At 59.7% G+C, this 25881-nt stretch carries 27 protein-coding genes; 17 read left to right on the top strand and 10 right to left on the bottom strand.

Annotated elements, in window-relative coordinates; genetic code table 11:
* Positions 1–256 precede the first annotated feature (256 nt).
* The 5 genes from OMP44_RS15700 to OMP44_RS15675 all read left to right on the top strand — a co-directional run bounded on the left by OMP44_RS15700 (position 257) and on the right by OMP44_RS15675 (position 7026).
* Positions 257–397, top strand: a complete 141-nt coding sequence (locus OMP44_RS15700; RefSeq protein WP_348529682.1) for a tail fiber assembly protein — start codon at positions 257–259, stop codon at positions 395–397.
* A gap of 231 nt (positions 398–628) precedes the next feature.
* On the top strand, positions 629–1570 hold the full coding sequence (locus OMP44_RS15695) for a hypothetical protein (RefSeq protein WP_280309556.1): 942 nt from the start codon (positions 629–631) through the stop codon (positions 1568–1570).
* 284 nt (positions 1571–1854) lie between these two features.
* Positions 1855–4164 carry an AAA family ATPase gene (locus OMP44_RS15685; protein ID WP_280309554.1) on the top strand — a complete coding sequence of 770 codons (2310 nt, stop codon included), beginning with the start codon at positions 1855–1857 and terminating at the stop codon, positions 4162–4164.
* Positions 4161–6110: a UvrD-helicase domain-containing protein gene (locus OMP44_RS15680; protein WP_280309553.1), complete on the top strand. Its 1950-nt coding sequence runs from the start codon at positions 4161–4163 to the stop codon at positions 6108–6110. The genes OMP44_RS15685 and OMP44_RS15680 overlap by 4 nt, the downstream gene beginning before the upstream one ends.
* A 295-nt stretch (positions 6111–6405) precedes the next feature.
* Positions 6406–7026, top strand: coding sequence for a tyrosine-type recombinase/integrase (locus OMP44_RS15675; protein ID WP_280309551.1), 621 nt, complete (start codon positions 6406–6408; stop codon positions 7024–7026).
* 210 nt (positions 7027–7236) lie between these two features.
* Here OMP44_RS15675 and OMP44_RS15670 read toward each other — a convergent pair whose 3' ends face one another.
* Positions 7237–8508, bottom strand: a complete 1272-nt coding sequence (locus OMP44_RS15670; RefSeq protein ID WP_280309549.1) for an aspartate carbamoyltransferase — start codon at positions 8506–8508, stop codon at positions 7237–7239.
* A gap of 337 nt (positions 8509–8845) precedes the next feature.
* Between OMP44_RS15670 and OMP44_RS15665 the strand changes: the two genes are divergently transcribed.
* From OMP44_RS15665 to OMP44_RS15645, 5 genes are all read left to right on the top strand, one after another.
* Complete coding sequence (locus tag OMP44_RS15665) at positions 8846–9985, top strand: hypothetical protein (RefSeq protein WP_280309547.1); 1140 nt, start codon at positions 8846–8848, stop codon at positions 9983–9985.
* A gap of 79 nt (positions 9986–10064) precedes the next feature.
* On the top strand, positions 10065–10274 hold the full coding sequence (locus OMP44_RS15660) for a hypothetical protein (RefSeq protein ID WP_280309545.1): 210 nt from the start codon (positions 10065–10067) through the stop codon (positions 10272–10274).
* Positions 10275–10627: 353 nt separating this feature from the next.
* On the top strand, positions 10628–11143 hold the full coding sequence (locus OMP44_RS15655) for a hypothetical protein (RefSeq protein ID WP_280309543.1): 516 nt from the start codon (positions 10628–10630) through the stop codon (positions 11141–11143).
* A 50-nt stretch (positions 11144–11193) separates the two neighbouring features.
* Entirely contained in the window at positions 11194–11400 is a 207-nt protein-coding gene (locus OMP44_RS15650; RefSeq protein WP_280309541.1) for a hypothetical protein, read from the top strand.
* Between the two features lie 318 nt (positions 11401–11718).
* Positions 11719–12027 carry a hypothetical protein gene (locus OMP44_RS15645; protein WP_280309539.1) on the top strand — a complete coding sequence of 103 codons (309 nt, stop codon included), beginning with the start codon at positions 11719–11721 and terminating at the stop codon, positions 12025–12027.
* 91 nt (positions 12028–12118) lie between these two features.
* Here the strand turns inward: OMP44_RS15645 and sppA are convergent, their stop codons facing one another.
* Positions 12119–13063: a signal peptide peptidase SppA gene (sppA, locus tag OMP44_RS15640; protein WP_280309537.1), complete on the bottom strand. Its 945-nt coding sequence runs from the start codon at positions 13061–13063 to the stop codon at positions 12119–12121.
* A 181-nt stretch (positions 13064–13244) separates the two neighbouring features.
* On the opposite strand from sppA, the gene OMP44_RS15635 reads away from it, so the two are divergent.
* The 4 genes from OMP44_RS15635 (at position 13245) to OMP44_RS15620 (ending at position 15244) form a co-directional block, all read left to right on the top strand.
* A complete protein-coding gene (locus OMP44_RS15635) occupies positions 13245–13838 on the top strand; it encodes a hypothetical protein (protein WP_280309535.1) in 594 nt (197 codons plus the stop codon).
* Between the two features lie 420 nt (positions 13839–14258).
* Positions 14259–14576, top strand: a complete 318-nt coding sequence (locus OMP44_RS15630) for a hypothetical protein (protein ID WP_280309533.1) — start codon at positions 14259–14261, stop codon at positions 14574–14576.
* Positions 14577–14602: 26 nt separating this feature from the next.
* A complete protein-coding gene (locus tag OMP44_RS15625) occupies positions 14603–15046 on the top strand; it encodes a DUF6012 family protein (RefSeq protein WP_280309531.1) in 444 nt (147 codons plus the stop codon).
* Between the two features lie 3 nt (positions 15047–15049).
* Positions 15050–15244, top strand: a complete 195-nt coding sequence (locus tag OMP44_RS15620) for a hypothetical protein (RefSeq protein ID WP_280309529.1) — start codon at positions 15050–15052, stop codon at positions 15242–15244.
* Positions 15245–15373: 129 nt separating this feature from the next.
* Here the strand turns inward: OMP44_RS15620 and OMP44_RS15615 are convergent, their stop codons facing one another.
* From OMP44_RS15615 to OMP44_RS15585, 8 genes are all read right to left on the bottom strand, one after another.
* Positions 15374–15784, bottom strand: coding sequence for a phosphohydrolase (locus tag OMP44_RS15615; protein ID WP_280309527.1), 411 nt, complete (start codon positions 15782–15784; stop codon positions 15374–15376).
* A gap of 322 nt (positions 15785–16106) precedes the next feature.
* A complete protein-coding gene (locus OMP44_RS15610) occupies positions 16107–16364 on the bottom strand; it encodes a hypothetical protein (RefSeq protein WP_280309526.1) in 258 nt (85 codons plus the stop codon).
* On the bottom strand, positions 16354–16608 hold the full coding sequence (locus tag OMP44_RS15605; RefSeq protein WP_280309523.1) for a hypothetical protein: 255 nt from the start codon (positions 16606–16608) through the stop codon (positions 16354–16356). The genes OMP44_RS15610 and OMP44_RS15605 overlap by 11 nt, the downstream gene beginning before the upstream one ends.
* A 276-nt stretch (positions 16609–16884) precedes the next feature.
* The gene (locus OMP44_RS15600) at positions 16885–17385 is read right to left on the bottom strand and encodes a hypothetical protein (RefSeq protein ID WP_280309521.1); all 501 of its coding nucleotides are present in this window, start codon (positions 17383–17385) and stop codon (positions 16885–16887) included.
* A 43-nt stretch (positions 17386–17428) separates the two neighbouring features.
* On the bottom strand, positions 17429–17773 hold the full coding sequence (locus tag OMP44_RS25075; protein WP_431312652.1) for a DNA cytosine methyltransferase: 345 nt from the start codon (positions 17771–17773) through the stop codon (positions 17429–17431).
* A gap of 117 nt (positions 17774–17890) precedes the next feature.
* Positions 17891–19639, bottom strand: coding sequence for a DNA cytosine methyltransferase (locus OMP44_RS15595; protein ID WP_431312651.1), 1749 nt, complete (start codon positions 19637–19639; stop codon positions 17891–17893).
* Positions 19640–19820: 181 nt separating this feature from the next.
* The gene (locus OMP44_RS15590; protein WP_280309519.1) at positions 19821–20996 is read right to left on the bottom strand and encodes a tandem-95 repeat protein; all 1176 of its coding nucleotides are present in this window, start codon (positions 20994–20996) and stop codon (positions 19821–19823) included.
* Between the two features lie 421 nt (positions 20997–21417).
* The gene (locus OMP44_RS15585) at positions 21418–22854 is read right to left on the bottom strand and encodes an Ig-like domain-containing protein (RefSeq protein ID WP_280309517.1); all 1437 of its coding nucleotides are present in this window, start codon (positions 22852–22854) and stop codon (positions 21418–21420) included.
* A 163-nt stretch (positions 22855–23017) separates the two neighbouring features.
* On the opposite strand from OMP44_RS15585, the gene OMP44_RS15580 reads away from it, so the two are divergent.
* The 3 genes from OMP44_RS15580 to OMP44_RS15570 all read left to right on the top strand — a co-directional run bounded on the left by OMP44_RS15580 (position 23018) and on the right by OMP44_RS15570 (position 25847).
* Positions 23018–23632, top strand: a complete 615-nt coding sequence (locus OMP44_RS15580) for a hypothetical protein (RefSeq protein ID WP_280309516.1) — start codon at positions 23018–23020, stop codon at positions 23630–23632.
* Between the two features lie 489 nt (positions 23633–24121).
* Positions 24122–24742 (top strand): hypothetical protein, encoded by a 621-nt coding sequence (locus tag OMP44_RS15575; RefSeq protein ID WP_280309514.1) that lies wholly within the window; start codon positions 24122–24124, stop codon positions 24740–24742.
* On the top strand, positions 24735–25847 hold the full coding sequence (locus OMP44_RS15570; RefSeq protein ID WP_280309498.1) for an ImmA/IrrE family metallo-endopeptidase: 1113 nt from the start codon (positions 24735–24737) through the stop codon (positions 25845–25847). Before OMP44_RS15575 ends, OMP44_RS15570 begins: the two co-directional genes overlap by 8 nt.
* The last annotated feature ends 34 nt before the right edge of the window (positions 25848–25881 follow it).

Genomic DNA, 25881 nt, shown 5'->3' with positions numbered 1-25881 from the left:
GGACGCTACAGCCAGCGTTTCCAGGCCGGCAGACATCACTACACGCCATTAGAGAGGCTTACGGCGGAGGCCTGGAGGCTGTTCCCGCCACCGTAGGCATCGCCTTCTTTGATTCGCTGACCACCGCAGTGCCACGGTCTACCACACGGGCACCGGCAAGCCACACACCTGGTTGCTGTTGGGAGCGCTGCCAGCGGATTACACCCTGACTGCGCCGGAGTCAGCCTTCGACACATGGGAGAGTGGCCAGTGGTAGCTGGATGAGGCTGGCCAGCTGGCCGCAGCCAGCGACGTGGCCACCCGCACGCGCGCCCTGCTGCTGCAGTACGCCGACACCCAGGTCGCCGCTCTGCAGGATGCTGTAGACCTAGAGATCGCCAGTGACGCCGAGGTCTAGTCCTTCAAGTCCTGGAACACCTACCGCGTACTGCTTAACCGCGTGGACAGCGTCGGCGCCGTTCCAGCCGAGGCGATTGGCCCACCAGCTCAGATCCGGCCGCAACGGATCGATACCTATCGGCGAACAGGTAGCCAGTCGTCGCGGCTATGGCCACGGACAGACAAGCGTCGCTGGTGACAAGGTATTGCCCTGGAATATCTTCAGCGATCAACAGCAGGGAAGCTAGCCATGCGGACTGTGGCCCACCACGTTAAGACCTTTCGACGGGAATTCCGACTCATACCCCGCTTCGTCTGGGGATCGCGAATCTTTATCCTCTTCTCCTCATCGATGTTGCTTGTCGTCCTGTCGATAGCGCTCTTCTTCTACCACCACGTTTATCTGCGACTGCCGACCTACGCTAATCTTTCCTACTACACACTCTTCTGGGAGATACCAATGCTGCTGGGCCTCGCCCAGATCCTGGTCGAGGTGGACCGACGTCGCTTCGCCCGAAATCATCCTGGCAAGAGAATCTTGGGCATCCGGCAGGCAATTGCTGCAACGGATCGAGCGAAGCGGCGAATGATCTCCGAGCACTTCGCTGGCCGTGAAGACTTTGCCGAACTGGCCAAAGAGCTCGTCGAACAATGGGAATGGCGTCAGGCTCTTGAGCGACGCGCCGGTAGCCCCGCAACCCTTCGTACACGCCACTTCTTCAGCCTCCCGAGTGCAGGCAATTTCGCGACGTACTTGGGTGGACTTCTCGCTGTGATAGCGGCAGTGGTCGTGGCCCTCATCGACAAGGAAACGTTCTATCCTGCGCTTCCAACACTCTGGTCGGACTTCTCCTCCGCCTACTCGCTATTGTTCCAAATCATCGTGGTACCTATAGCCACCTGCGTCCTGCCTGCCGCGTGCATTCTCGATATGTTGACCGGATTGGGGCATAGAGCAGTCGAGCGCGCCAACGACGACTATCTCAGCGATGCCGGTTTTTACCGGTACATCAAGGAGCTTGTTCTACTGGAGGAGAACAACAAGCAGCGCCGTGGCCTGATGACTACCACCGGCTGGGCCTATTGGTCCTTCCGCATTGGCACCGCCCCGCTTCGCGACGTACCGGGTCTGTGGCGAAACAAACGCCGCTCGGTTCGGCTGGCAAAACGTCGCCGGTCTAACGGTTGCTAGCTCCTCCAGACACGTTCTATGACCTCCATCGCCAGCGGCATCGATTGAGTTTGTAGCTCACGGTCCCGGATCTGCGACACGTACGCAGGCGCATACGAAGCTGGAGAGTATTGTTCGATACCTAGGGATTGAAGTCGATGACGCCAAAGAAATGGCGGAACAGACTGAGGTTTGATCTTGCGTAGCGACGGTCGAAGTCAGACCGTCGCTAACCGGGCAAAAAGCTGACGATCAGATATGCTGTTTTGAATTGGCACGCCCCACAAGGATTGAGAGGAACCACGATGTCCGAAGCGGTAGTCACCACGCCTGTATCCGGAAACATCACACTTAGATTTCTTGAACTCTGTCAGTTTCGCAGACTTGGCAAGGTCCAACTCGATGTCGACAAGAAGACTACTATTCTTGTCGGTGCCAATAATAGCGGGAAAACATCGATTCTTGCAGCTCTACGCCACTTCCTTTCAGATGGTTCTCCGTTTGGTGCTTTCGATATCAGTCTCTCGCAGTGGCCAAAGCTACGAGCTCTTGGTAAGGCTTGGGAGGTGCTAGAGGAGGACCCGTCGACAATGGCTGGATCCGAAGAGCAATGGCAGGAGCAGCTTGGAATCATCCACTCGGCTATGCCAACGCTGGACCTCTGGTTCGATGCGAAAGCTGGTATGTTCCACTATGTCGCCCCGTTTCTCTCAAAATTTAGTTGGAAGGGCGGAGCCGTTGGAATACGGCTGCGTTTGGAGCCGGCTGCATGCGTTGACGAGCTGAAGCAGTTGGCTTGGGCATATCGTACGGCGCGACTGCCTGTGAAAGATATGGGGGCGGATTCGCTTGCCTGGCCCATTGATCTCCTTGACTTTTGGTTGCGCGAGCCGCACAAACTGGGGCAAGTCCGTGCATACAAACTGGATGCCGATAACAACCCACTGGAAGGGTTAAAAACCTATACGACTCAGACTCTGCCGCCCGATTCCAATCCAATTGAGCGAAAAAGTTTACAGAAACTAATTCGCGTTGACTTTGTTGCTGCGCAGCGGGGTCTTGGCAGCGAGGAAGCTGATTCTCGGTCCGCATCCGGACCCCATCGTGTCGGCATGTTTTCCAATCAACTTCTCAAGTTTACTCGACAGCATCTAAATGTTGCTACAACAGGTCATGGGCATCGCGCAGATCTTGTTAAGGCGGTTGCTGAGGCGCAGCAGGCGCTGGACAAGAAGATTCACGAAGCAATTGCACCATCAGTGGAAGAAGTTAAAGAACTCGGATATCCAGGATTGCACGATCCCCAAGAAATTCGCTTCCGTACGCGCATACAGACAGCTGATTTGCTCGACCACGGGACTGCCGTTCAATACAGCATGCAGAAGGACTCATTGGAAGAGCTTCTTCCCGAATACTCCATTGGGCTCGGATATCAAAATCTCCAATCCCTCAGTTACCAATTGGTTTCTTTCAAAGCCGCCCGACTCAAGCCTGAGAAGGGTGCCCCGGTTCCCGTCCACTTGGTATTGATTGAGGAACCTGAGGCGCATCTCCACGTTCAAGTACAGCGAGTCTTCCCAAATAAAGCCCACAAGCTTATCAGCCCTAGCGACAAGGACGCGTCTGAGCTTAAAAGTCAATTAATCATCAGTACTCATTCAAGCCATCTTGCGCATGCGGAGAGTTTTGACCGATTACGGTACGTCCGCCGCATAGCGAAGAGCGAAAAATTTCTCATGCCGACCTCCGAGGTGGTCAATCTTGGGCAAGTTTTCGGTGATGACAAAATGACCCGTCAGTTCGCGGAGCGGTATTTCCGCGTTCAACATACTGACCTTTTGTTTGCCAACGCTGCAATTTTCGTTGAAGGCGTTGCTGAGCGGATGTTGGTACCGCTTTTCATCGAACGGGACTTCAAGATGCTGAATAGCCGTTATCTGTCCTTCTTGGACATCGGCGGCAGTCACGCTCATCGGCTTAAGCCGCTCGTGGAAAAACTTCGTATTCCCACGGTCATCATCACCGACGTCGACCCCGTCGAAGAGAAACCTGGCAAGCCAACCAAGGATGGCGATCCGACTACAACACTAGTTTCAGTGGCCAATACTGGCCAAGCCGGGCTGCAATGCGGAAACCCGACGCTGCGTGGATGGCACCCGAAATTGCAACGGCTCGATGATTTCAAGAACCCGGCCGAGGTACAGCTTGTTTATAAAGAGGTAGCTGAGTGCCTAGTGCGTTTCGCTTGGCAACTGCCCGTGGCCGAAGCGGGTGACCATTGGCCTAGTACCTTTGAGGACTCTCTTATTCTCAAGAACATTCCTTGGTTCAAGGGCCTTCTTGACGAGAAGGTTGACGGTGATGGCGAAAAAATAATTTCGCCAAAAGGCGCACTTGGCTCTGTAGCTCGACGGGTTACCGATCATGAAGATATTTCGGACTTGCTCGCAGCCCTGCATAAACTCATGCACGGATCGTTCAAAAAAGGCGATTTCGCCGCAAGCATCTTTGAAATGGTCGCGGCGGGCGAACCCATTGCCTGCCCTAAGTACATTGCTGATGCCTTGGAATGGCTACAAACACAGCTAGACCCCATCCCGGAAATGATGTCATGACCGCGGTTCCGATCGTTGGTGACAACGACCGCGACGCCGGTGTAGTTGAGGAAATTTGCGGCTATCTAACTGCAAACCCGCCGCGTAGCTACTTCCTTTTTGCAGGTGCCGGCTCCGGTAAAACGCGAACTCTGGTTGAAGTTCTTCGGCGGCTTACCGGCGTCATAGAGCACGATAAAGGCGAGCAGCTAGCACGACGCCTGCGAATGTACGGGCGTTCGATTAGGGTAGTGACATATACAAAGAATGCCGTCTCGGTTATTAACAGGCGCCTTGGCGACAACGACTTAGTAAGTATATCGACGATCCACTCGTTTTGCTGGGAACTCATCAATGGATTCAATGATGATATTCGAGAGGCTCTTATTACCTTAAAAGAGGTTCAACTCGCAAAAGAGACCGCCGAGGCGCAAGCGAAGCCGAGAGGCATCACACCAGCAAAGCGAAGAGATCTTGACGAAATCAAGGATGATATTGAGGCCTTTAGATCGATAAAGGTGTTCATCTACCATCCCGATCGCAACACATACGGCGCCGGCGCGCTTTTGCACAACCACGTCCTCGACGCGACAGCGTGGCTACTCCGAAATAAACCTACGCTCCAAACCATTCTTAAAGATCGCCATCCCATAATTCTCATTGACGAGTCGCAGGACACAATGAAAGGCATGCTGGACGCCTTGATGGGGCTTGCGGAGCAGGGAGGGAGGGGCTTGACGCTTGGGCTGGTGGGTGATCACCGACAACGCATTTATGCGCACGGGCACGCCGATCTTCCAAGTCTTGTCCCGCATAACTGGGCAATGCCAGAGTTGCAGATGAACCATCGTAGCCAGCGTCGAATCGTCACGCTCATTAACCAAGTCTGGGAAGCTAAGCTTGAAGGTAGGACGCAGCCTCCAAAAGGCGTAGAGCAGCATCCTAGAACTGAAAAGTCCGGAGGGTTGGTTCGGCTCTTCGTGGGAGATACCTCACGTTCTCCCGAGGAAAAAGTGCTATGTGAACAGTGGTGCTCAGATCGGATGGACGAAGTTACTGGAGCAGTCGCGTGGAAGCAAGGTCAGTACCAATTGCTCGCGCTGGAGCACAAGCTCGTTGCCACTCGCGGCTCGTTTCTCGATGTATATGAGGCAATGGTCCTATTAGATCCTGACGCCGCAGCGCCTTCTGGTAATGGTGATAACAAGGGGCCTTCTGCCGTACAGGTTCTCCTCAACGAGCTTTCGCAATTAGAGGCGTGCATAGGTATCGATGGTCAAGTGAGCGAGTTCAAAGCCACAGAGGTATTTCGCCGGTATGGAAGCCTTGACAACATGCCGGAGGAATTTGCTGCTCGAGCGAGTCGCGTAGAGGAGATGATGAAGGCGATCACCGCATTTGCCACCTGCTGCGCCAATTCTAATTCAACTGTTGAGGAAGTGCTCGCACCGGTCTTGAGCTCCAATTTATTTGAAATCGATCGTCGCCTCTTGGAAGCTTATGCCGATAAGTCGCCAAATCTTCAAGCGCCGGGCCGAGGTGAGGAGGAGTCCAAACAGGCCAGGATGCGTCGCGGTTGGTGTGCGCTGTTCGCTGCACCTTGGAAGCAACTCAGGCTGTACCGAACTTACATAGCAGGAAATTCAGTTCTCGCAACACATCAGGTGGTCAAGGGTTCCGAGTTTGAACACGTCATGGTTGTGATGGATGACGCCCTTGCCGGAGGGTTTCTTATTTCATACGACAAGATATTTGGTGGTGTGGAGCTTAGCAAGCGGGATAAAGAGAACGTAGAGCAGGGCAAAGAGACGACTATCGACCGCACCTTGCGGCTACTTTACGTAACCTGCAGCCGCGCGCAGGAGTCGCTTGCCCTTGTGCTCTGGTCGTCCGACCCTGCAGCGGCACTAGCTCGAATCAAAGAGAGCAACTGGTTTGCCCAAGGCGAGGTTCAGGCAATACCTTAGTTTCCTGCAAATGTGAAAAAGACGCGATGATCAATTTTCATGCGGAAAGCCGGTAAGGATTGAGCGTTCCCGAGCATTGTCGGGCAACCGGACCGAGCCTACAGTATCCGTGTCCCGTACTAAATCTGCTAATAGCTCTTAGCTGCCCTCTGCAAAGGACAGTTAAGAGTCGGTAGCGGTCCCTTGTCGACGTCCGCCTCTGGCCGTTTCCGCCTCGGCGGCCGGATGATGGGTCGGATAGCTCCGTCCCATGGTCTGGCCCATGCTTGTACTCCCTTAATGAGGAGAAGAAGCCATGAAAGCGATAGCAGTCGTTAACCACGAGCCTTGGAATAAGGGAAAGCTCGTTGGTCAGAAAGCCCCGCTCCGGATTAGGGATATCTGGGCTATCCGCGTTAGACTGCAGCTTGCAGATAAAACCAGGGACTTGGCTCTTTTTGACCTGGCAATCGATAGCAAGCTGCGCGCCTGCGACCTCACCAGGCTGCGCGTGCGGGACATAGCCCACGGGGAGCACGTCTCACCGAGAGCTATCGTGATGCAGCTAAAAACTCATCGTCCGGTGCAGTTTGAGATCACAGAGCAGACACGCTCAGCGGTGGAGGCTTGGATACGCCATGCCAAGCTTCGAAGCGAGAACTTCCTGTTCCCAAGTAGACTTGCCCACTCCGAGCATATTTCCACCCGGCAGTACGCACGGATCGTCAAAGCCTGGGTGACAGCGATTGGTTTGGATCCAGCCTTGTACGGAACCCATACCCTGCGGCGAACCAAGGCGTCGCTGATCTACCGCAGGACAAAGAACCTCAGGGCCGTACAGCTCCTACTGGGCCATACGAAGCTAGAAAGCACTGTCAGGTACCTTGGCATCGAGGTAGACGACGCTCTGGAGATGGCCGAACAGACAGAGGTATAGCCGCATGACCTGGCGACGGCTGCGGGGCCGTCGCTATCCGGCCAGAAGCGACCCTAAGCTACCGTATCGCCGTAGGGCCGCTGGCGGCCAAGAGCAGACATACGCGAACTTGGAGCTGCCGTCAGGCTGCAATGGCGCGGAGCGCGCCCCAGTTTCTGAAGGGCCTGCAACCCTTTTTGCAGCTTACGGCAGCTCCACACTGCTTGCAGGTCATTGGTCGCGATATGGCACTTCTTCCTCCGGCCCTAGGTACACCGGCACCCGCCACCCCACCTCGCGCAATGAGTGCTGGACCTGGTCCTGAACGCCCAGCAGTGTGGCAAAGATGGCCATGCGTACGGCGATACCGTTATCCGTCTGTTTGAAGATGGCCAGCCGCGAGTCAAAGTTCAGGTCGACACTCAGGTCATTGGCGCCCGGGCGCGAGTCCCGTGGCAGCGGATGCATGATCAGGGTGTGGGCACCGCAGGTGGCGTTGACCAGGGCCTGGTTGATCTGGAAGTCGGTGCTGTAGCCCTCCAGCGTTTCCTGCTGGGCAAAGCGCTCTTTCTGGATGCGGGTGGCGTAGACCACATCGGCGCCCTTCAACCCACCGGGTAGGTCGTGGGTCTGTTCGACGTGGTGACCATTGCGCGCAAGGTACTCCACCAGATGCTCAGGCAACATCAGCGACGGCGGCGAGATCAGGGTGACCCTCAAGTTGCGGTGCAACGCCAGCAGTTTGGTCAGCGAGTGCACGGTGCGGCCGTATTTGAGGTCACCGACAAAGGCGATATGGGCGCCATCGACCAGCTTGTCCAGGCGCGAGAATTCGCGTTGGATAGTGTATAAATCAAGCAATGCCTGGCTGGGGTGTTCACCTGGCCCGTCGCCAGCATTGATCACCGGCACGTGGGTGGCACGGGCAAACTCAGCCACCGCCCCCTGCTCCGGGTGGCGCACGACAATGGCATCGGCGTAGCCGCTGATGACCCGACTGGTGTCATGGATCGACTCGCCCTTGGCCATCGAGGAAAAGGTGAAGCCGGTGGTGTCGCACACCGACCCACCCAGCCGGGCGAAGGCCGAGCTGAAACTCAGGCGCGTGCGGGTGCTGGCCTCGAAAAACAGATTGGCCAGCACCGCGCCTTCCAGCACGCGCGTGGTTTTCTGTCGGCGTGCAACCGGCTGCATGATATCGGCGACACGCAACAGCGCCTCTACCGAATCTCGGGTATAGCCGTCCACCGACAACAGGTGCTGACCCGATTCACTATTACCAGTCGGATGATTGTATACATCCTGCGTATCGATCGATGTCCTTTTAAGGATTTCCAGGACGAACCGCTGGGCAATCTCTGGCATCTTGCGCATCTCCGGCGACTCGTCTGGCAGCAGCCAACTGTCCAGTGCTCGCCGTGAGACGCCGATGCGCTGGGCGAGCGCATCACGAGTGAAGTTCAGACGACGCATGGCATCGCGCAGAAAGACTTGTTGGGGCATTAGGGATGATCTCGGTCGACATATACACAATGCGTATTGTCACCCGCCAAATCAAGCAACTCAAGCGTGGACTTTGAGCTAATCTCACAGGCAGTGCCGGCCGATAGGAGATTCTATGGTTGACCGCAACATTTGCGGTGAATCTACCAGCCTGCATCGCGGTGTGTCAGGCAAGACGCCATCGCGGAGAATAGGCCGGCTCCTCCTGAGTGAAGTTGAAGCGAACCATAGAATCTCCTACACGGTGTGATCCCGATGTCGGCTTTGGGTCGAAAGCTGACAACTTGCGTTTTATCGATCCTCCGTACGCTGGCTGCTTCAACTGGAGGCAGCCAAGATGAAATCCATAGAATTCGTCGCTCCGGAACGGGCTTCTTTCCCCCTCGAGCACTACCGCCAGGCGATCCTGTGCAGCGAGGCTTATTACTGGGCGCGACGGCACCTCGTATCCCTTCAGTCGGACACTGTTTGCGCCGTGCTGGCCGCGGTGCCGCTTCACCTGCAGCAACCCGTCCAGCTCATAGCCGAAGCTGTCCAGTGTGGTTGGTTCGTGGTGCCCAATGGCAAGAATGGGACGTTCAGCGCCCGCCAGTTTGCCGAGCGCTGGCGGATGGCCGCAGCGCTGTCGTGGCTGCCGGACATCCTGCAGCGGGCGCTACAGGCGGAAGCACGGGCGCGGTACCACCGCCCCGCGGAACGCCACACCTTCGGCGTTCGGCGGCTGCCCGGGTTCGTGGATCAGGCTCTGGGCCTGCCTCACCGCCTGTCTCGGCTTCCGCTCAATCACCAGGCCGGCGCCGTCACGGCAGAGCTCTGGTTCCAGGTACTGACTGACGTGCACGCTGCGACCGCCGCGCTCGCGGCGCAGATCGAGTGCTTTGCGCCGGCGTGGATGTGGGATCCGGCCGCCTCACTTGCACACCAGGTTGAGCGCCTGCGGCAGCATGGGTGCGCGCACCTGCTGATTGCCTACGTGTCGCAGACACGAGATCGCTGGATCGATAGTCCTGAGCAAAAGAAGCTCGAAAATGTGCTGTACCGAGGGCTACCGGTGGTGGAGTACGAACGGTGGTACCTGGAGAGGGCTACCCGTGCGCAGGTTGAGGAGGAGGGTAGATGGCGCGCGCACTTCGCCCGGATCCGCGAGCTCGCCGGAATCTTCGATGACGCTCGCAGCTTTGCGCGGATTCCGTTGGGGCGGCTGATCCGCGAGCTTTCGGGAGGCCGCTTCACATTGCGGCGCGAGGCGGCCGCAAATCCCGGGCTGGTCGTTGAGGTCTCGCCAAATTACCTGGTTGGTGTAGGAGAGGAGATAGACGAGCCATTCGCGCTCGCAAACTTTTGCCAGGCGCTTGCCGATGCGCTGGCCGATGTTTCGTGTTCCTTTGCTGGGTACCTTGAGGCGTGCCGCCAGGCTCGGACCTCGCTCGTCGCGTTCCAATCCGACATGGCTGCGCCCTGCGAGCGTGCCGGCTAGCGCCTGAGACGAGCTAACTGCAGATTCACACCTTTGGCTGGCGTGAACTTGGCCTGCAGCAGTGCTGAGCTATGCGAGGATGATGATCATCTGGCCTATAGGGAGACCACCGGTGAAGGTAAGCATTGAGGTAACGACGGACGAGCTCGAGGACATGGGGTGCGATTCGGTTGAAGAGCTTGCAGCCCGCCTGCGGGAGCAGCTGGATACCGGCGTTGTGGGCGACGCCGGCGAGGCAGGTAGCGATTGGCTCGTCTCCTACGAGTTGACGGCTAAGCTCGGGAGTTAGGGGAGAATGGGAATAGTCCTGCCTCAAGCAGGACGCTCCCATACGAGTGATGCTCACTGAAGCCATGATGTGCGAGGCCATGGACCTTCCGATTCCTTTCCCCGCAGCGAAACTCGTCGTGCGCGCCGGCGCTTCAAGTTCGTGCTCTCCGTGCGCAAGCCTGGAGGCGGTATCTGCTACCGCTTCGAACATGAGGACGACACCATCAACAAATTCGAGGCACGCATGAATGCCGAGAATGCCGCGCGCCGGCCGGGTACATGGTCTGGGCCCTGCAGGATGTCGAGCACCCATAAGCTAGGCCACAACGGCCGTGCAAGGCACACTATGGTTTTGAGCAGCGAGAAAAAAACGTGGCGCGTTTAGGCGTGTGGGAGAAGTATCGAACATTGGCGGAGGCCGCTCGTGAGGACGCCGTCGATACGGTTGCTGCTAAGCCTTGGATCGTCGATTACAAGCTTGATCCAGCGCTGTTGCGTTTCGGTAGGGTCAACCAGAAGGCGTTAGCCGCGCTCCAAGAGTGGGAGCCGCGACGATACGACTTCAACTGGGAAAAGAAGCACAACCATGCCAGGGCAATTGACCTATCCCTGTGGTACGACGATCAACTCTACGGCCTCTGTTTTGCGACAGCCAAACACAGCAAGCTGCGCATCAAGTGGACGCTGCTGGAGGGTCACCTAGATACAAACCATCCCCTCAGGGGATACGTCGCCACCCTGATGCTGATCGTTCTTGAGTCCTATGCGCTCGGTATCGGGGTTCCGATGATCCTCATCCCGGAAGCGCTGGCAGGGGCGATACCCACCTATCGCGAACTTGGCTTCGACTACAACTCCAAAGGCCAGCTTGTCAAGCAGGTCGAATAATATTATTGTGGTGACACCCCTGAAGGGTGTCATCTACTTGCGGAGGACCTATGTCCAGAGCACAGTCCAATACCATGCAGGCCAAGAAAGACGCGGCCAAAGCCAAGCTCAAGGCTGAGGCAAAGGTGCGGATGAGCAAGCTCAGACATTCTCATGAGCAGATGCTGATCAAGGCCACTCGGCGCGGTTCAGATTTCGAACCTACGGGTCCGCTGATCGGCCCCAGAGTGAACGAGCGCACCGCTGCTCGCGCCTGAAGACGGATAGCCTAGAAAACCGCCCTCGTGGCGGTTTTTTTCTGCCTGTCGTGCGGCAACGTTCGCCCAGGCACTATCGCCTGGAGCTCTTGGAAGTGCTCCACTTATAGAGCAGACCTGGCGAAGGGCTACCTCATTCCGTGGTCCTGGCTTCCGTGCCGCTCAGTCTGTGGACGGCCCAGATCAGCAGACACGCTGCCAAGGCCTGGGCAGCCTTCGAAGCTTCGATACCTCAGCTATCGCGCTGTAGCAGGATCTTTATCCGAAAACGACAATCTCTATGACCTCGGTAATCGATGCCCATAGCAAGGAGATGTCATGGAACAAGGAATCGATCGGCTTAGAGCGGCCCTAGCGCCGTACACCACCACAGCTGCGCCACGCCCGGCTGACAAGGCGCTTGTGGTAACGGTCAGTTATGAGGCGGCGGAGGTCACGCGCGCTGTGAAGCTTGCGGACCTGGAAGATCCGGCCAAGCTCGCCGATGTCATCAACGATTTCAAACGCGATGTGGCACTGGGTCGGGAGGGCGGTGAGGAGGAGCACGCGAAGCTGATGCGGCGCCTAGGCTCGCGCGGGTTGAAGTCTTTCAATCCAGAGCTGCATGCCGCGCGCAAGGCGAAATAGCTAATTCGGACAGGTACAGATAGTGACCGCGCCTGAGGCATCGTCAGCCGCGGCTATCGCTATCGGTGCGGCCGTTGGCCGTCCCTACTCCTCATCGTAGCGACACACCACTGAAGCCGAGCGCCATCGACAGCTGCTGCGCAGCAGAGGCGCCCAGGCGCTTCGCGAACCGATCGAAGGCATTGTCCTTGACGGTGAAGTCGACCTGGCTCGTGGCGCCCACTAGGTCCCGGGCGACGTAGTCGACATCCCCCAGCTTGTCGATCAGGCCCAGCTGCTTGGCCTGCTCGCCGGTCCAGATCAGGCCGGAGAAGAGCTCCGGATGATCGGCATCCTTCAGGCGATCGCCGCGGCCGGTCTTCACCGACTGGATGAACTGCTGGTGTGTCTGCTTGAGCACGTCATTCCAGAAGACGGTCTCTTCAGGGTTCTTCGGCTGGAACGGATCCAGGAACGCTTTGTGCGCGCCAGAGGTGTAGGCCCGGCGCTCCACCCCGACGCGGTTCATCAGCTCGACGAAGCCGAACGACGCCGCCGTCACGCCGATGGAGCCGACCAGCGAGGCTTTATCTGCCACGATCTCGTCAGCGGCCGCGGCGATGTAGTAGGCACCTGATGCGCCCAGGTCCTCGATGACGGCGTAGACCGGCACCTTCGGATGCAGGCCGCGCTGGCGCTTGATCTCGTCGAACACCTGGCCAGCCTGTACCGGGCTGCCGCCGGGCGAGTTGATCTTGAGAACCACGGCTTTGGCGCGCTCGTCATCGAACGCGCGCCCGATGGCCTTCTTCAGCGCGGCGGCGTTTGCCTCGGCGCCGTCGGCGATCTCGCCCCGCACCTGGATGACGGCCGTGATCTGCTTGGCTTCATCCGCCTCGTCAAGTTGCAGGTGCTCGACTAGTACCGCGCCTGCAACCAGCAGCAGGCCGGTACCCCAGAAGGAGTACTTGAGCAGCTTCAGCCGGCGAGATGCGTGCCGCTCTTTGATGAGGTCGCGGATGAGTTCGGGAAGCAGCGTGTTGTCGTGCTCGGACATTGGAACCTCGTGGCGGGTATCAGACCGTCAGTGTCACGAGACCCGCGCCGAAAAAGTCACGAGTTTGCCCCTCGAAAGGGCGTGTACTGGCCCGGTTCTCGCCCTGGAAAGGTTTGAATCGGCCGCCTAGGGCGTGGTGGCGCGTCGATACTGATGATCTCTACCAGTCGGGATTCCAGCCATGAAATACGCACTCGAACACACGGGAGGCCGCACCCTGCCAGTCGACCCGGCCATTTACCTGAAAGCTATCAAGGCCCGTTTGGCATGCGCCCAGGCGCAAGGTGCCAGGAGCATATGGATCGATCACCGCGATGGGCTGTGGCATGGCAAGGCGACCCATACGGCGCTGATCAGCGCCCTGGAGCTACTCACTGCAGAAGGGTACGGATTGAGTTGGGACGAGATGCGAGGCATCCAAGTACTGCGGTTGGATGTCGATCCGAAAGTGTATCTGGCGCCGGCGGCCGTCCGTAGAGCGCTGGGCCTGGTCGAGACCTGGGACACCACTCCTTTCAAAGCACCGGGGCCGGTGGCAGCGCCGGTGAGCCATAGCAGCCAGGTCGGCGACTACCTGCTCTTTATCGTGCTGATCGTATTCTTTGGCAGCCTTCCATTTACCTTGGCGCGAGTGATGGGCGATCCGACGCCGCGCCTATGGATGCTAGTGCTCTACTACCTTGTGTTTGGGCGAACCCTCTATACCTGGTGCTCGGTTCTCGTGCAGGGCATCTGGGCTGCGGAACGTTCGCGGCGGCACACCCCGCCGGCGTGATCGGCCCCCGGCGCCTATCGATGGCGCCAGGTGCTGGCGGCTGGCTGAATGTCCTCTTGACGCTGCGCGCTACCGGAATGACATTCAGCGGCCCACATTTCGGAGGGTGAACATGACTCAACCTCGTGCCCAGGCACCAGGCCCGACTCCCGATCGGCCGGCGCCGGCGGCGGATCACGACGCCCACTCACTGGCCCGCCAGCTCCTGGCAGAGCTCACCGGCACGCCTGGTGAGCTCCAAGCCGAGCTCGATGCAGCATCTCGGGCAACGCCCGAATCCCTTACCAAGAAGGGCGTGAATCGACGCTTGCGCTGAGGGCGGCAGCTGCACACTAGGCCGACCGCCCGGGTCGACGCCTTTGCTGCCATGTGGGAAAGCGCGTTGATCTGGGACGGACCATTTCTATCGAGGACGGCCCCATGCTCGACCTGTACAACATGATCGGTGCACTGATCCCCATGGCTGGCCCCACCAAGGCCCATCCAGATGACGCTTACCGTGAAGGCTACGCCGCCGCGATTGATGACGCGTTGAAGAAGGTCGACCAGGCGCCTGACGCATCCACGGCCGCGATCGCTTTCGCGCTGGAGACCGACGAAGGCATGACCTTCCTACGCTGCTGGAACGAAGGCGACTTCGATGCCATCCGCCGTGAGTGGCCGGAAGCGCCGGATGAGGTCTTCGAGGACGCCGATCCGCTGTTCAAGCGATCGCCCTCGCAGGGTTCGGCTGGGTAGCACCCCGACGCGCGAGGCAGCCGCTCATGCTCATCCACCTGGTACCACGGTTCCTGACCTGCCCCGTCTCGGGGCCGCACGTCCAGCTGATCGATCTGAGGATCGACTCCGTAGGCCTGCTCCTGCGTGATCGGGTGGACCTGGCCACACGCCGGCCGGTGCCGAACAAGCGCATGGCGATTGGCTGCAGTAAGCGCGGCCGGATGGCGCGGGTAGGTTTGCTGATCGATACGCTCCGGCCGGCCAAGCCGTTCACCGTGGTGTATCGGTGTGCGGTCGCGGCAGAGCAGCTGATCGTGCATCGCGTGCACTATGAGCTGCTGGGGGAGCCGGACGCCTACCAGGTAGTCTCAGACAAGATGGCGACCTGGCCGCAGCGGCCGATGGAGCACCGGGATTCGATCCCGACCTTCGTCCAGCCGCGGCTGGAGTCGACGTGCCTGGTGCCCCGCGACAAGGTCGTCAACTAGCGAGTGGGAAGCAACGGGCTGCTGCTCGAGCGCGAGGAGTCGTTCCAGGTCCCGCTACTGGACCGGGGTGATTGGTTCAAGCGGCTGAACGAGTCCCTGGGTGATCGGGCGCCGCGCCTCAAGGACGTCGTGACCTGTCCGCTCGGTACCACAAGCCACGGGGTCGATCCCTATCCCTTTGCTGGCGGTGAGGACTAGACCAGAGTGCCGGCGAAAGATTCTTTCGCCCCCTGGATACCACCTGGCCGGATCGCAGCTGCCGCGACGCCTTTGTAAGATTCTTACACGGTGGAAACGCCGGACAGCGTCCCAAACCCGCTCAGGGGGCTAGGCCTCGGCCGCCTCGGCGGCCTGGCGCAGCTGAGCAATTTCGCCGCAGGACCGCACGAGCTGCTTGAAGCGTCGCTTGAATGCTAGGCGGGCGAACGCCGGCGGCCAGGGCACGATCCGGTTTGGGAGCGGTTGGATCCCCTCAAGCAACGGCCATGGAGGACCCGGTGGCAACAGGTCACGCCGCTCCGTTGCCATCAGCACTAGGTCTGCCACCTTGATGCTGGCCGGCATCTCCTGAGCGATCCCGAAGCGCGCCGCGATGGCAATCCAGATTCGCGCCTCGATCACCTTGAAGCCGGGCAGCAGGTCCTTGAGGGGACTTACCATGTCGCCAACATAGGCCTCGGCGGCATCGTGCAGCAGCGCGTGAAGCGCGTCCGCCGACGGCACCAGGTGGCTGGCCAATACGCTGTGTTGGCCAACGCTGTAGTGGGTCTGGGTGTAACCGCGAATCGGCAGATGTTCGCCAGTGCATGGGCGATGTCATCCAGCACCACCATGTCGGCTTTAGGGGCAAGCAGGTCAAACTGCTTTCCAGACTGGGTGAGGATCCAGCTTGCGCTCATGCGCTACTCCCGTGAGGCAAAAGACCAGGCAGTGGCCAACGTAACCCACCTTTGTCGACGCGCTAGTGCCAATACCCGCCTGTGGCGGGGCCTCAATAGCGAGGGCGCTCCTCCGCCCGCGCAATTCTCCACGCCGCGGGATCGTGGACTGCAGCCGACGGTCAACCGGCGAGCTGGGCGCAGCGCAGTGCCAGCTTGTGGTGGTAGTCGGCACCGGTGCAGGTGCGCTCCAGGCGGATGACGTCTTCCAGCGGCACATCACGCGCGCTGCGCTCGGCGGCGGCCTGGGCCAGTGCTTCGCACATGCGCACGACATAGCCGGGCGCGAGATATCGCGGATCCCGGGCGAGATCACCCTCCGCGGTGCCGCGTGATTGGAGCGCTCGCTGGATGATGCCGTCATACGGTTCATAGTCCACCTGGGGCACGATCCTCTCCTTCAAGGGTTTCCGCGTAGCGTAGTGCGGTCTGAACGAGACGACGGCCGCCGGCGGCACGTGCGGCCTTCTGCGTTTTTCCGATCACGCGGCGAAGGCCATCGCGCGCGAGTTTTAGGCTAGTCGCCTCAGCGTCGGCGGCTTCGAAAAGCGCGTACAGAATTCCGTCGGCTTCCTGCAAGGCATCCAGGTCCTCGGCCGACACGTAGATCGTCCCACCACTCATGGCCGATCCGCCTGGCCGATGAAGTCCGCTTCCGATAGGTGGCTAGCATCGGGCATTCGCGGATGCTCCCGGGTGCTCTGGGCCGCGCCCATCAATAGGCCGCGACGGTGCTGCGCCGCCCCCGCCGTTCTGCTTTGAGATACGCCTGTCACGTTGATTTTCTCCTGTGCAGTGGATGGTGTCCCGCTTAGCCAGGTGGCGCCGCCACCGGCCGAATCGATGTATCGACGCATTGACAAGCGCCGGGCAATCCAACGTGGTTATGCAAGACAGTCGTCAATTCACATCCTGTATGTCGAACCGAGTGGCGAGTGCAGCTCGTACACGCTCGATGATGGTCCTGGCACTGAAAGCCTGTTCACCCTGGAGCTGTGGGACTTCAAGGAGAACCCGCAAAGCGTCTTCCAGCTCCGTACCTTGAGCGCCCTGGGCCTCCAGCTGCTCGGCCTCGGACGACGTGTTGCGGGCGAGGAGGGCGTTTAGGAGGACGGCTTCTTCCAGCTCCTCGAAGTTTCCGTCAACCCCGTATCCGTTCTTTTCGGCGAGGCGCGTCATCCAGGGCTGCAGCTTCTTCAACAGCTCCTTAGCCTCCGCCAGCTGCCTGTCGGCGGCGCCGCGCCGCTTCAGCAGGCCGATTACCCTGTCCCGCTCCGCACGAGCTAGAGCCAGGGCTTCGCGCTGCGCTTTGTCGTGGGCGCGCAAAGCTTCCGCGGTACTTGGAAATCGCCCCTCTACCAACTGCATAACTTGCTCGAACTTCTCGCGGTTCATGCTCATGGGTCATTACTCTTTCGACGGGCTGGATGGAGTGGTGGAGGGGTTAAGCAGCTGCGGTCCTGCTCGGCGTCATCGCCGCGGCGCGCCAGGGGTCGTTGGCCCGGGCAATCGCTGCCATGTGCGGCGGTGAGACGCTGTTGCCGTACATGTGTACCTGCTCCGACTTGGTGAACGGCTTGCCGTCGTGGCCAAACTCGATTTGGTAGGAGTCCGGGAAGCCCTGGGCGCGGTACAGCTCGCGCGGCTGCAGCATGCGCAGACCGATGTCGACTACGACGTAGGGGGTACCTCCGATCGTGACGGTCACGAGCGCAAGGCGATCCTTCGTGGTGACAGTAGGGGAGGGCTCATCCGGCCGGCTCGTGTTGTCCGCACCGTAGTAGCTCATCAGGAAGGCGGCGACGCGCAGGGCACCGGCTTCGACTTCGGGCGAGAGCTGCAGCTCGACTACCGAGTTCTTGCCTCCGCCGCCGGCGGTGATGGTCGGTGCAGGCTCGTCGACTCGTTAACCAACGGAGCCGCCGAACTGCCGGGACAGGAATGCGGTGACCGCGCCGTGGTGCTGGCCGGAAGCGCTGATGGTGTGCAGCGGTTCCCCGAGGGAGCGGGCATCGCAATTACCGCGCAGGTGAGCGAGGGTGGCCACCGCCAGACGCTGTTGGCTTCCAGTGTTGGTGATGGTGGTCATTGGCTGTTCGACGCTGTGCGCAGGCGTGGTGTTGAAACCGCCGTTCGCCTGTTCCAGGAACGCCGTGCACACGCCCATCGCATGTGCTGCGCCGGCGGGGCGCTGGCAGTCACCACCACTGGTGATGGTGGGCATCGGCTCATCGGCAGCGGCGCCAGCGGAGTCGAAGCGGAATTTCACCAGGTGCGCGGCTGCGACCGCGTGCTTGATCCCACCGGCCATTACCGTGCCCAGCGTCTTGTCCAGGCCCGGTACGCGCGGTTCCTGCCCCTGGCGCTCGCCGTAGCCCACCGAGACGAGCGTGGGCGCCACCACCGCGCGGTGGTTTTCGGTCAGGATGCTACCCAACGGGGCGCCGGCATCGGCAGGCTTCCCTGCATAGGCCGGGACTCCCAGGCCGATCAGCGTGGGGCTGACAAGCATCTGCTCGCCGCGGTTAGCGCACGTCACAGTCGGCAGTGGGTCACGCGGGTCGTGCACCCGATCAGCGCCTTGGTGGGTAGCCGGCGCGATGATCGGGCTTGCCACCGCGAAGGATCCGCCGCGCGGCCAGGCCGTGATGGTGTGCAGCGGCTCACCCACCGAGATGGCCGCCTCTCGCGACCAGTTGGCGATCGGCACAATGAAGGGGTCGGCGGACTCCAGGACGAACTTGCGCAGTCCCTTGGCGACGCGGCGAAGCGTGGCAGCAGCCAGCGGCTTCTTGCGCTTGAAGATCGACGGGCACGGGACCGACCAGTCGATACACTCAGCGGCGACGCGGAGCGGCTTCTGTCCCCTGCCCGGCTTCTTGGCGTGGGTCTGCGCTGGCCAGATGATCGGCTGACCGTCGCAGCGAGCGATCATGAACAGTCGCTCGCGGCTGGTCGGCGCGCCATAGCTGGAGGCCCGGCCGACCTCCCATTCGACTTCGTAACCCATGCCCTGCAGCAGCTGCACGAACCGGCGCCAGGTTTGCCCTTTGCGCTTGGGGTCAGGCACCAGGAACTGGTTGTGGACCGGAACCTGCTCACCGACGGCGGCTACCCGGTTCACGAACTTCTTGGGCTTCGTCGGGTGAGGGATACGGTCCAGGGTCACAACCCGGCCGGTTGCAGGGTCGCGCTTGGCGATCAGCGGGCCCCACTGCAGGATCTGCTTCACGTTCTCGAGGCTGATAACCCGCGGCTGCTTCTTGCCGGCCCATTTCAGCCCAATCCAGGAGAGGTTACGGATTTCGTGCTGGCGCGGCTGGCCGCCGGCCGCCTGGCTGTGGTGGGTGCAGTCGGGCGACATGTGAAACCAGCCTACCCGCCGGCCGCCGCATTCAGTGTCCGGGTCGCCGTCGAAGACATCGGTGGTGAAATGCCGCGCCGCCGGGTGGTTGGCGGTGTGCATGCTGATGGCTTTCGCGGAGTGGTTCTTGGCCACGGCGACTGGACGACCCAGGCCCATCTCTAGCCCGGTACCAGCGCCGCCGCCGCCGCAGAAGAAGTCTACGACGATCTCATCTTCCTGAGCGGTGAAGCTCAGGCTGTACTGAGTCTTGAAGTCGACAGGAGGTTGCTTGCGGGGAAATGCGGTCATGGGGAGGGGCCTCAGTGCGTCGAGGCGCCAGCCGCCTCACTGAGCCCATCCTCCAGGCATCTCTGAAAACGCAAGTTCGCGAGCCTTCGCCAGCTGGCCCGCGACGTGGCTACTGGCTGCCCCAGGCTGGTAGGCCTTCAGAAGATGCGAGCCAGGGAAAGAACCTTTCGCTTCCCCACCATCAAGGCGTCGTCACCCGGGCGCGGACCGTCACAGGCCTGGACTCCACCGTCTTGATCTGCAGCGGTGTCGTGGCGGTCGGGGCATCGTTGATCGGCCGCACCAGCACCGTCAACCTTGCTGCAGCCGAATAGGCGCCCTCGGGGTCGCGTGCCCGGTAGGTGAAGCTGGCTGTGCCATTCCAGTCCTTGGCCGGTTCGAAGCGCAGGTTGGCGCCCTGGATGGTTGCAACGCCCACGGTCTTGAGGGGAGGAGAGACCAGCTCGAAGTAGGAGGGTGGCGCCGAGTCGATGTCGGTACCTGACAGCGTCGTCTCGACCGGAGTATCCTCGTCCGTGGTCAGGGCAACCGGCTGGACGACGGGCGGATCATTCACCGGCATGACGACGATGGTCACGGTGCCAGGGCTTGACGTGGCTCCGCGGTTATCGGTGACCTGGAAAGTGAGGGTTGTCGTGCCAGACCAATCGGCAGGTGGCCAGTAGGTGATGGCGGAAAAGCTTTGGGTGATGGTGCCGACGCTAGGCTGTTGGAGAATGGTGTAGCTGCTGATGCTACCGTCGGTGTCCGTCGCCTGGAGATTGAATCGGCCGATGGTGTCCTCGTTGACGGTAGCGGTGGAATTTAGAGCCGACGGTGGAGAGTTCGGTATGACTCGTGTGATCTGACACATGTTGCCCGTGTAGCGAACATAATTGGCTTCGACGACATAGCTACCGTACTGGCGCCGTGCAGAGTCGAGACAGTCGCGATCGAACATCGATTGATAGGCTGCTGGGCCGCCCTTCGACCGCACGTCTGCGTCGGCCGCTTCCTGCCATCGAGAGCTGAAGCTTGCGTAGGTATCGCCGTGCTGGCGTATGTCGTCCTGCCAATAGATCCAGCCGCCCTGGTCAGGGCAGCGTCCGAGGTTGGTCGAATACTGCCGATAGACCGAGATGATGTGGTTCTTCCAACCAGTGTCCAGCGATCCACCCCAGTAGCCATTGGAGTTCGAGTCGCAGATGAAGGAGTTCTGGCTGAAGGTTGTGCCAGTCTCGTCCGCACGCGAGAGCGCGCTGAAGAGGCTGAGCAGCAGGATAAGGGCCGCAGCGACGATCGTGATCGGTACAGGTGCGGTTGGGCGCGAAGGCATAGCCACCTCGGCATAGGGGAGTGGGACAAGTAAACGGGACATCGGGTAGCCCTGGGGCGCGAGTTGACGCCGTGGGAAGGGAGTCAACGGGCCTTTCCAGACGTGCGGGCCTCGATGAAGTCGAGAATGCGGTTAATCCTGCTCATTGCAGGGCGACGGGTGCCTGGTACGGAGCGGGGTGTCTTTCGCACCGCGCGAGTCAACAGCCGTCCTAGCTGGGCCGCCGGCCGATCCGAAAGCTCCAGGGCTTCGAAGGCATCCGCTGCGTCCTGCAGCTGCAGGAAGTTGGCGACGTAGCACCAGCGTGTGGCCAGGCGAAATCGCCTGGTGGTTGGCTGTAAGAGCAGGTAGACCCGCTCACCGCCGGCAGTGAAAGAGCTGCGTATTACTTCCATAAGGCGCCTCATATGCTTGGGTCAGTCGAGGCTAAGTCCTATCTCCAGAATGCAAGGCCGGCGTGTCCTCACTGGATGATCCGGGCACGCGTGGTGACCGGCACTGATTCCTTCGTGCGTATCTCCAACGACACGTCAGTCAGCGCCGGGGCGTCGTTCACCGGCCGCACGGTGACGGCAACCGCTGCCGGCGCCGACCAAGCGCCAGCGGTATCCTGGGCGCGGTAGGTGAACTGGGTGGCGCCGTTCCAATCCTTGGTCGGCTTGAAGGTGGCGGTGGCCCCGGCGAGGGTGACCTTGCCGACCGCGGCTGGCGGCACGGCGACGAGCTGGAAGACGGTGGGGGCAGGGGAGTCGATGTCCGTTGCGGACAGCAGCACGCTGGCCTGGGTGTCCTCATCGAGGCTCAGGGCCTTGGCGTCGGCGACCGGGGCATCATTCACCGGCCGGATGGTTATCGACACGGTGGCCACGTTCGACCAGGCGCCGCTGGGGTCCTGGGCGCGGTAGGTCATCGACGTCGCACCATTCCAGTCAGCCGCGGGCGTAAAGACGACGGTGTTACCGGCGAAGCGAGCGGTACCCGCGGCTGCAGGCGCTGCGTTGACGATCTGGTAGGTGAAGGTCGAATGGTCGTCGGTCACCGGCAGGGCGCCGCTGGCCAGCGCGTTCTCGTCGCTGGCGATCGCCAGGTTGCCGGCAACCGGTGTCCGGTTGTAGCAGGTGGAGGTGTCGCCCCAAACCGACTCGTTACGATGGCTGCCGTCGGTGTAGAGGTCATAGCTGCGGCTCTGAGTCCACGTGCCGCTTGGCGTCGCGGCCGGGCAGCTCAGCTGACGGCTTTCCGATCCTTTGGACGAGTAGATCGCGGTGCAGGTGTTGCCGGTCGTCCTCCAGCCGGAATCATTGCGGCGGCTGCCGTCCGACCACACCTCATAGGTCTGCTGCTGGGTAATGGTGCCCTGGGGCTGGGTCGCCGGGCAGTCCTGATTGCGCGACTCGGTTTGCGTCGAGTTGTAGACCGCCTGGCAGTTGCGCCCTATCTCGTTCCAGCCGGAGTAATTACGACGACTGCCGTCGGACCAAACCTCGAAAGTGCGTTGCTGAGTAATCGAACCGCTGGGATGAGTCGCAGGGCAGTTGGCCTGCTGCTTTTCTGATTGCGTGCTCTGATAGTTAGGTCCGTATTCCCCACAGACCGGCTGGCGCAAGGTGTTTCGGTCCACCTCTGGACCGATTCGATACCGCTTTCCGTTGGAGGCAGTGAAATACATGCCTCTATCGATCTCAATCTGATCAACACTGTATAACTCTTGCCCCTCGATCCAGAGGTATCGGTAAACGATGTCGTTGCCATCGTTGCTGTTCTCGTACAGAAACCACGTTTGGTCATCCAGCTTGCACGTCTCTGCGATCGCGCTTCCTGACCATGTAAGGGCGCAAAGGATGATCGCCAATAGGTAGCGATAGCCCGCTAACCTGCGCGTCTGTTGTTGGCTGGACATTCTGATGGCTCGATTTGCAAGACAGATGAGCCATTGTGTCGCTGTAGGGAGCAGCTAAAACGGTCGATTCGAGCCAGTCCAGGGCGTGGATAGAGCGAGGCCGAGGTCAGCGTTTGCGTTTTCAGGGGTGAGGGGATGCTTGAGCTTTCTCTCGGAGGACGCCATGACCACTACCCACTTCTCCGCCCCTACGCGCCGTGTGTGCGGCCACACCGACAACGCGTCCTTCCACTACCACTCCAGCAAGGCGCGCCAGGATGAAGAGCGCTACGCACGCTACTCGCTGTGCAGCGATTGCTCCAAGCAACTGCGATCGGCCTGGGCCAGTGCGCCGGCGGCGCAGGCGGTCGCCGAATCGGGACTTCCTGACCTATGGGGTGGCTCCGCCAAACAGCAGGCGTGGGCGGATCGCATTCGCCGTTCGCGGCAGCAGCTGGTTGCGGGCTTCCACGTTCGCGTTGTCGAGACGCAAGACCCGCTGCTTGAGCTGGCAAGCCTCACCCTCGACTTGATGTTCCGCATCCAGGATCAGGGCTTCTGGATCACTTCGGAGAAGGCCAGCTTCCACGTTGACGCGCTCAAGGTCGACATGGAGCTGCTGTTGAAAGGCAGGCTTTCGCCGCTGGATCGCACGATGGCCGGATCCGTCGTCGGATACTGGCTGCAGGCCGATTGGTCGGTCATCAACTCGCTAGCACGTGACGTTAGCGATCGGATCAAGCCGCGGCTCGCAGGAGAACCGTCGGTCGCAGCGCCGGCGCTGATGCAGACCGCGTAGGGTGGCGTGCCTGGAATCGCAGAGGCCGCGCCGGTGTGGATAGTGAGCACCTTTGCCCCGGCATGCACCACGCCGACGCAGTCCAGCTGCTCCTACGCGAAGGTGGTAGGCCATCCGTGGCCTGGGTGAACCTAGTCCTGGTCGACGTTGTTGCCTTTCCGCCCGTCAGGTTTCGCCCAAACATAAGGCGTTCCGTTGCGAGTCACGATCCCGAAATCTGGGTGCTTTCCTGCTTCTACCTCTCGCCCCAGCTGGGGCCGCGGACATTGCCCCGTCACGGGATGGTGTAGGACTGGTTCTCGCCGTTCTTACCGTCACCGTTGCCGCGAATGTGATTAGTCATGCTCAGTCCTTCCCGAAATCGAAGACGAGCTTTGACTGCGGCGATATGACGAAAGCGTGTGAAGAATTAGGTTGACAGATCTAGAAATATGCACAAAAATTCGGTTGACAGAAAATTGATTTTGCACGCTTTACGGAGAAATATCTATGCGCGAAAACCTGCATCCTAGTGTGCTGGAACCCAGGCTAACGGCCGAGTACGTCTCTGTGGTTTGCAATGAAGCCTTGGATGCAGCGTACCTAGCGATAGAGGCCGCTTCTACGGATGACGATACTACCTGGACGGTGGGCACTCTTACCTACGGACGTGTGCAAGGTCGCTTCAAAACCATGAGTCATGATCCTGAGCTTCCCTGGTTTCGTCTCGCGAACAGCACGATGGACTACACCCCTAGCATTAACGGCGTACTCCTACAGGTCGTCATGGATGATCCTGCTCGGCGAAAAAAATCGCACCGCCTATCTCCCAATGGTGTTGAGCGTTTCCAGGCAAGTCTTTTAGGTATGGCATGTGACCGAAGTCTTACATGGCGCCTCTACATCGACAGCGACTTGAACCCAGACGGACGAAAGCTGACGGCGACAGTCATGGGCTTCGATTCTAACCTCAATGTGATGTGCCAATGGGTTCATAACTACGTACCGCTCATTTCGGTTCGCACATCGGAACTGCCTCAAGAGGTCGAGATCCAAGACCCGCAGCCACAACGCCGAAAAAAAGACGCCGAGCAAGACAAGCCAAATGACACTAGAATAAATAATGAGTAGGAAGACAGGTTTTCTGCCACTAGGTGATGAGTTCTCGCCTGATAAGCTTCGGCTCGCAAGATGCGCGGCTGGACTTTCCCTAGCCGACATTGGTGAGAAGCTGGGAGTGACAAGGCAATACGCTCATAAGCTCGAAGTGAATGCGATCCCGTCCCCGTCGCAGCTCACGCTACTGAGTGAAATTTTGGATGTGGAGGAGAGTTTTTTCTTCGCGCCTAGGCGTAGTTCCGTAGAGCTGGAGCAGTGCCATTTCCGCAGCCTCAAGTCTTCGACCCAGACTTTGAAGAAGACTATCGCAGCTCAGGTTGAGATGTTCGAGCTATTGGTCGACGAGCTCGATAAAGAGATCGCTTTTCCTGCTGTGGAGTTCAAAGCATTCGACTGCGCGATTGATGATTTTCGAAAGATTGAGCAGATCGCAGAGAAGTTTCGCCGAGAGCAGGGATTGGGATTTGGCCCTATTTCTAGCGTAACTAAGCTGGCCGAGAAGATCGGCGTACTAGTAGTCGACTTGAATGCTGTCGACGAGAGGGTGGATGCATTCTCCCTCTATAATAAGCGTCCATTGATCGTTCGCAGCATTGCGAAGGCGAGCCCAGGCAGACAACGTTTCGACCTGGCTCATGAGTTAGGCCACCTCGTTATGCATCAGGGCATCGAGACGGGGTGCCGTCTTACTGAGGACCAGGCGAACCAGTTTGCTAGCTCCTTCCTGATGCCTCGTGCCAGCTTTGCGGCTGAGTTCCCGGCGATGAGAGGTCGCTACCTCAACTGGTCTGCGCTTAAGGAGTTAAAGCTTCGTTGGAAGGTGAGTTTCAAGGCATTGATCTATCGCGCTCGTAGTCTGGATCTCATAACTGCGGAGCAGGCGAAGTCAGGTTTCACATACTTAAGCCGAAAGGGATTTACCAAAGATGAAGAGTTCGACGAGCTCGTTCCTAAGGAATCGCCGGCTCTCGTTCAGCGTGCTATCGACCTGCTAGATTACTCGACTTGGCAGGGGATCCTTGAAAGCTCAGGACTGACTACGAGCTTGGTTACTGACCGATTTCTGCTCAGGGCTCCGCTGCCCCCGCTTCGGCTGTTGAGATGTGGACAAGAGTAAGTCGCGCTCAGCAGCTTGTTGGAAACGCCCAGCA

This window comes from Pseudomonas flavocrustae (assembly GCF_029872515.1).
Classification (GTDB): Bacteria; Pseudomonadota; Gammaproteobacteria; order Pseudomonadales; family Pseudomonadaceae; genus Chryseomonas; species Chryseomonas aestiva.
Note: the sequence above shows the minus strand (reverse complement) of the source record. Positions and strands in the feature narration are given on the sequence as shown.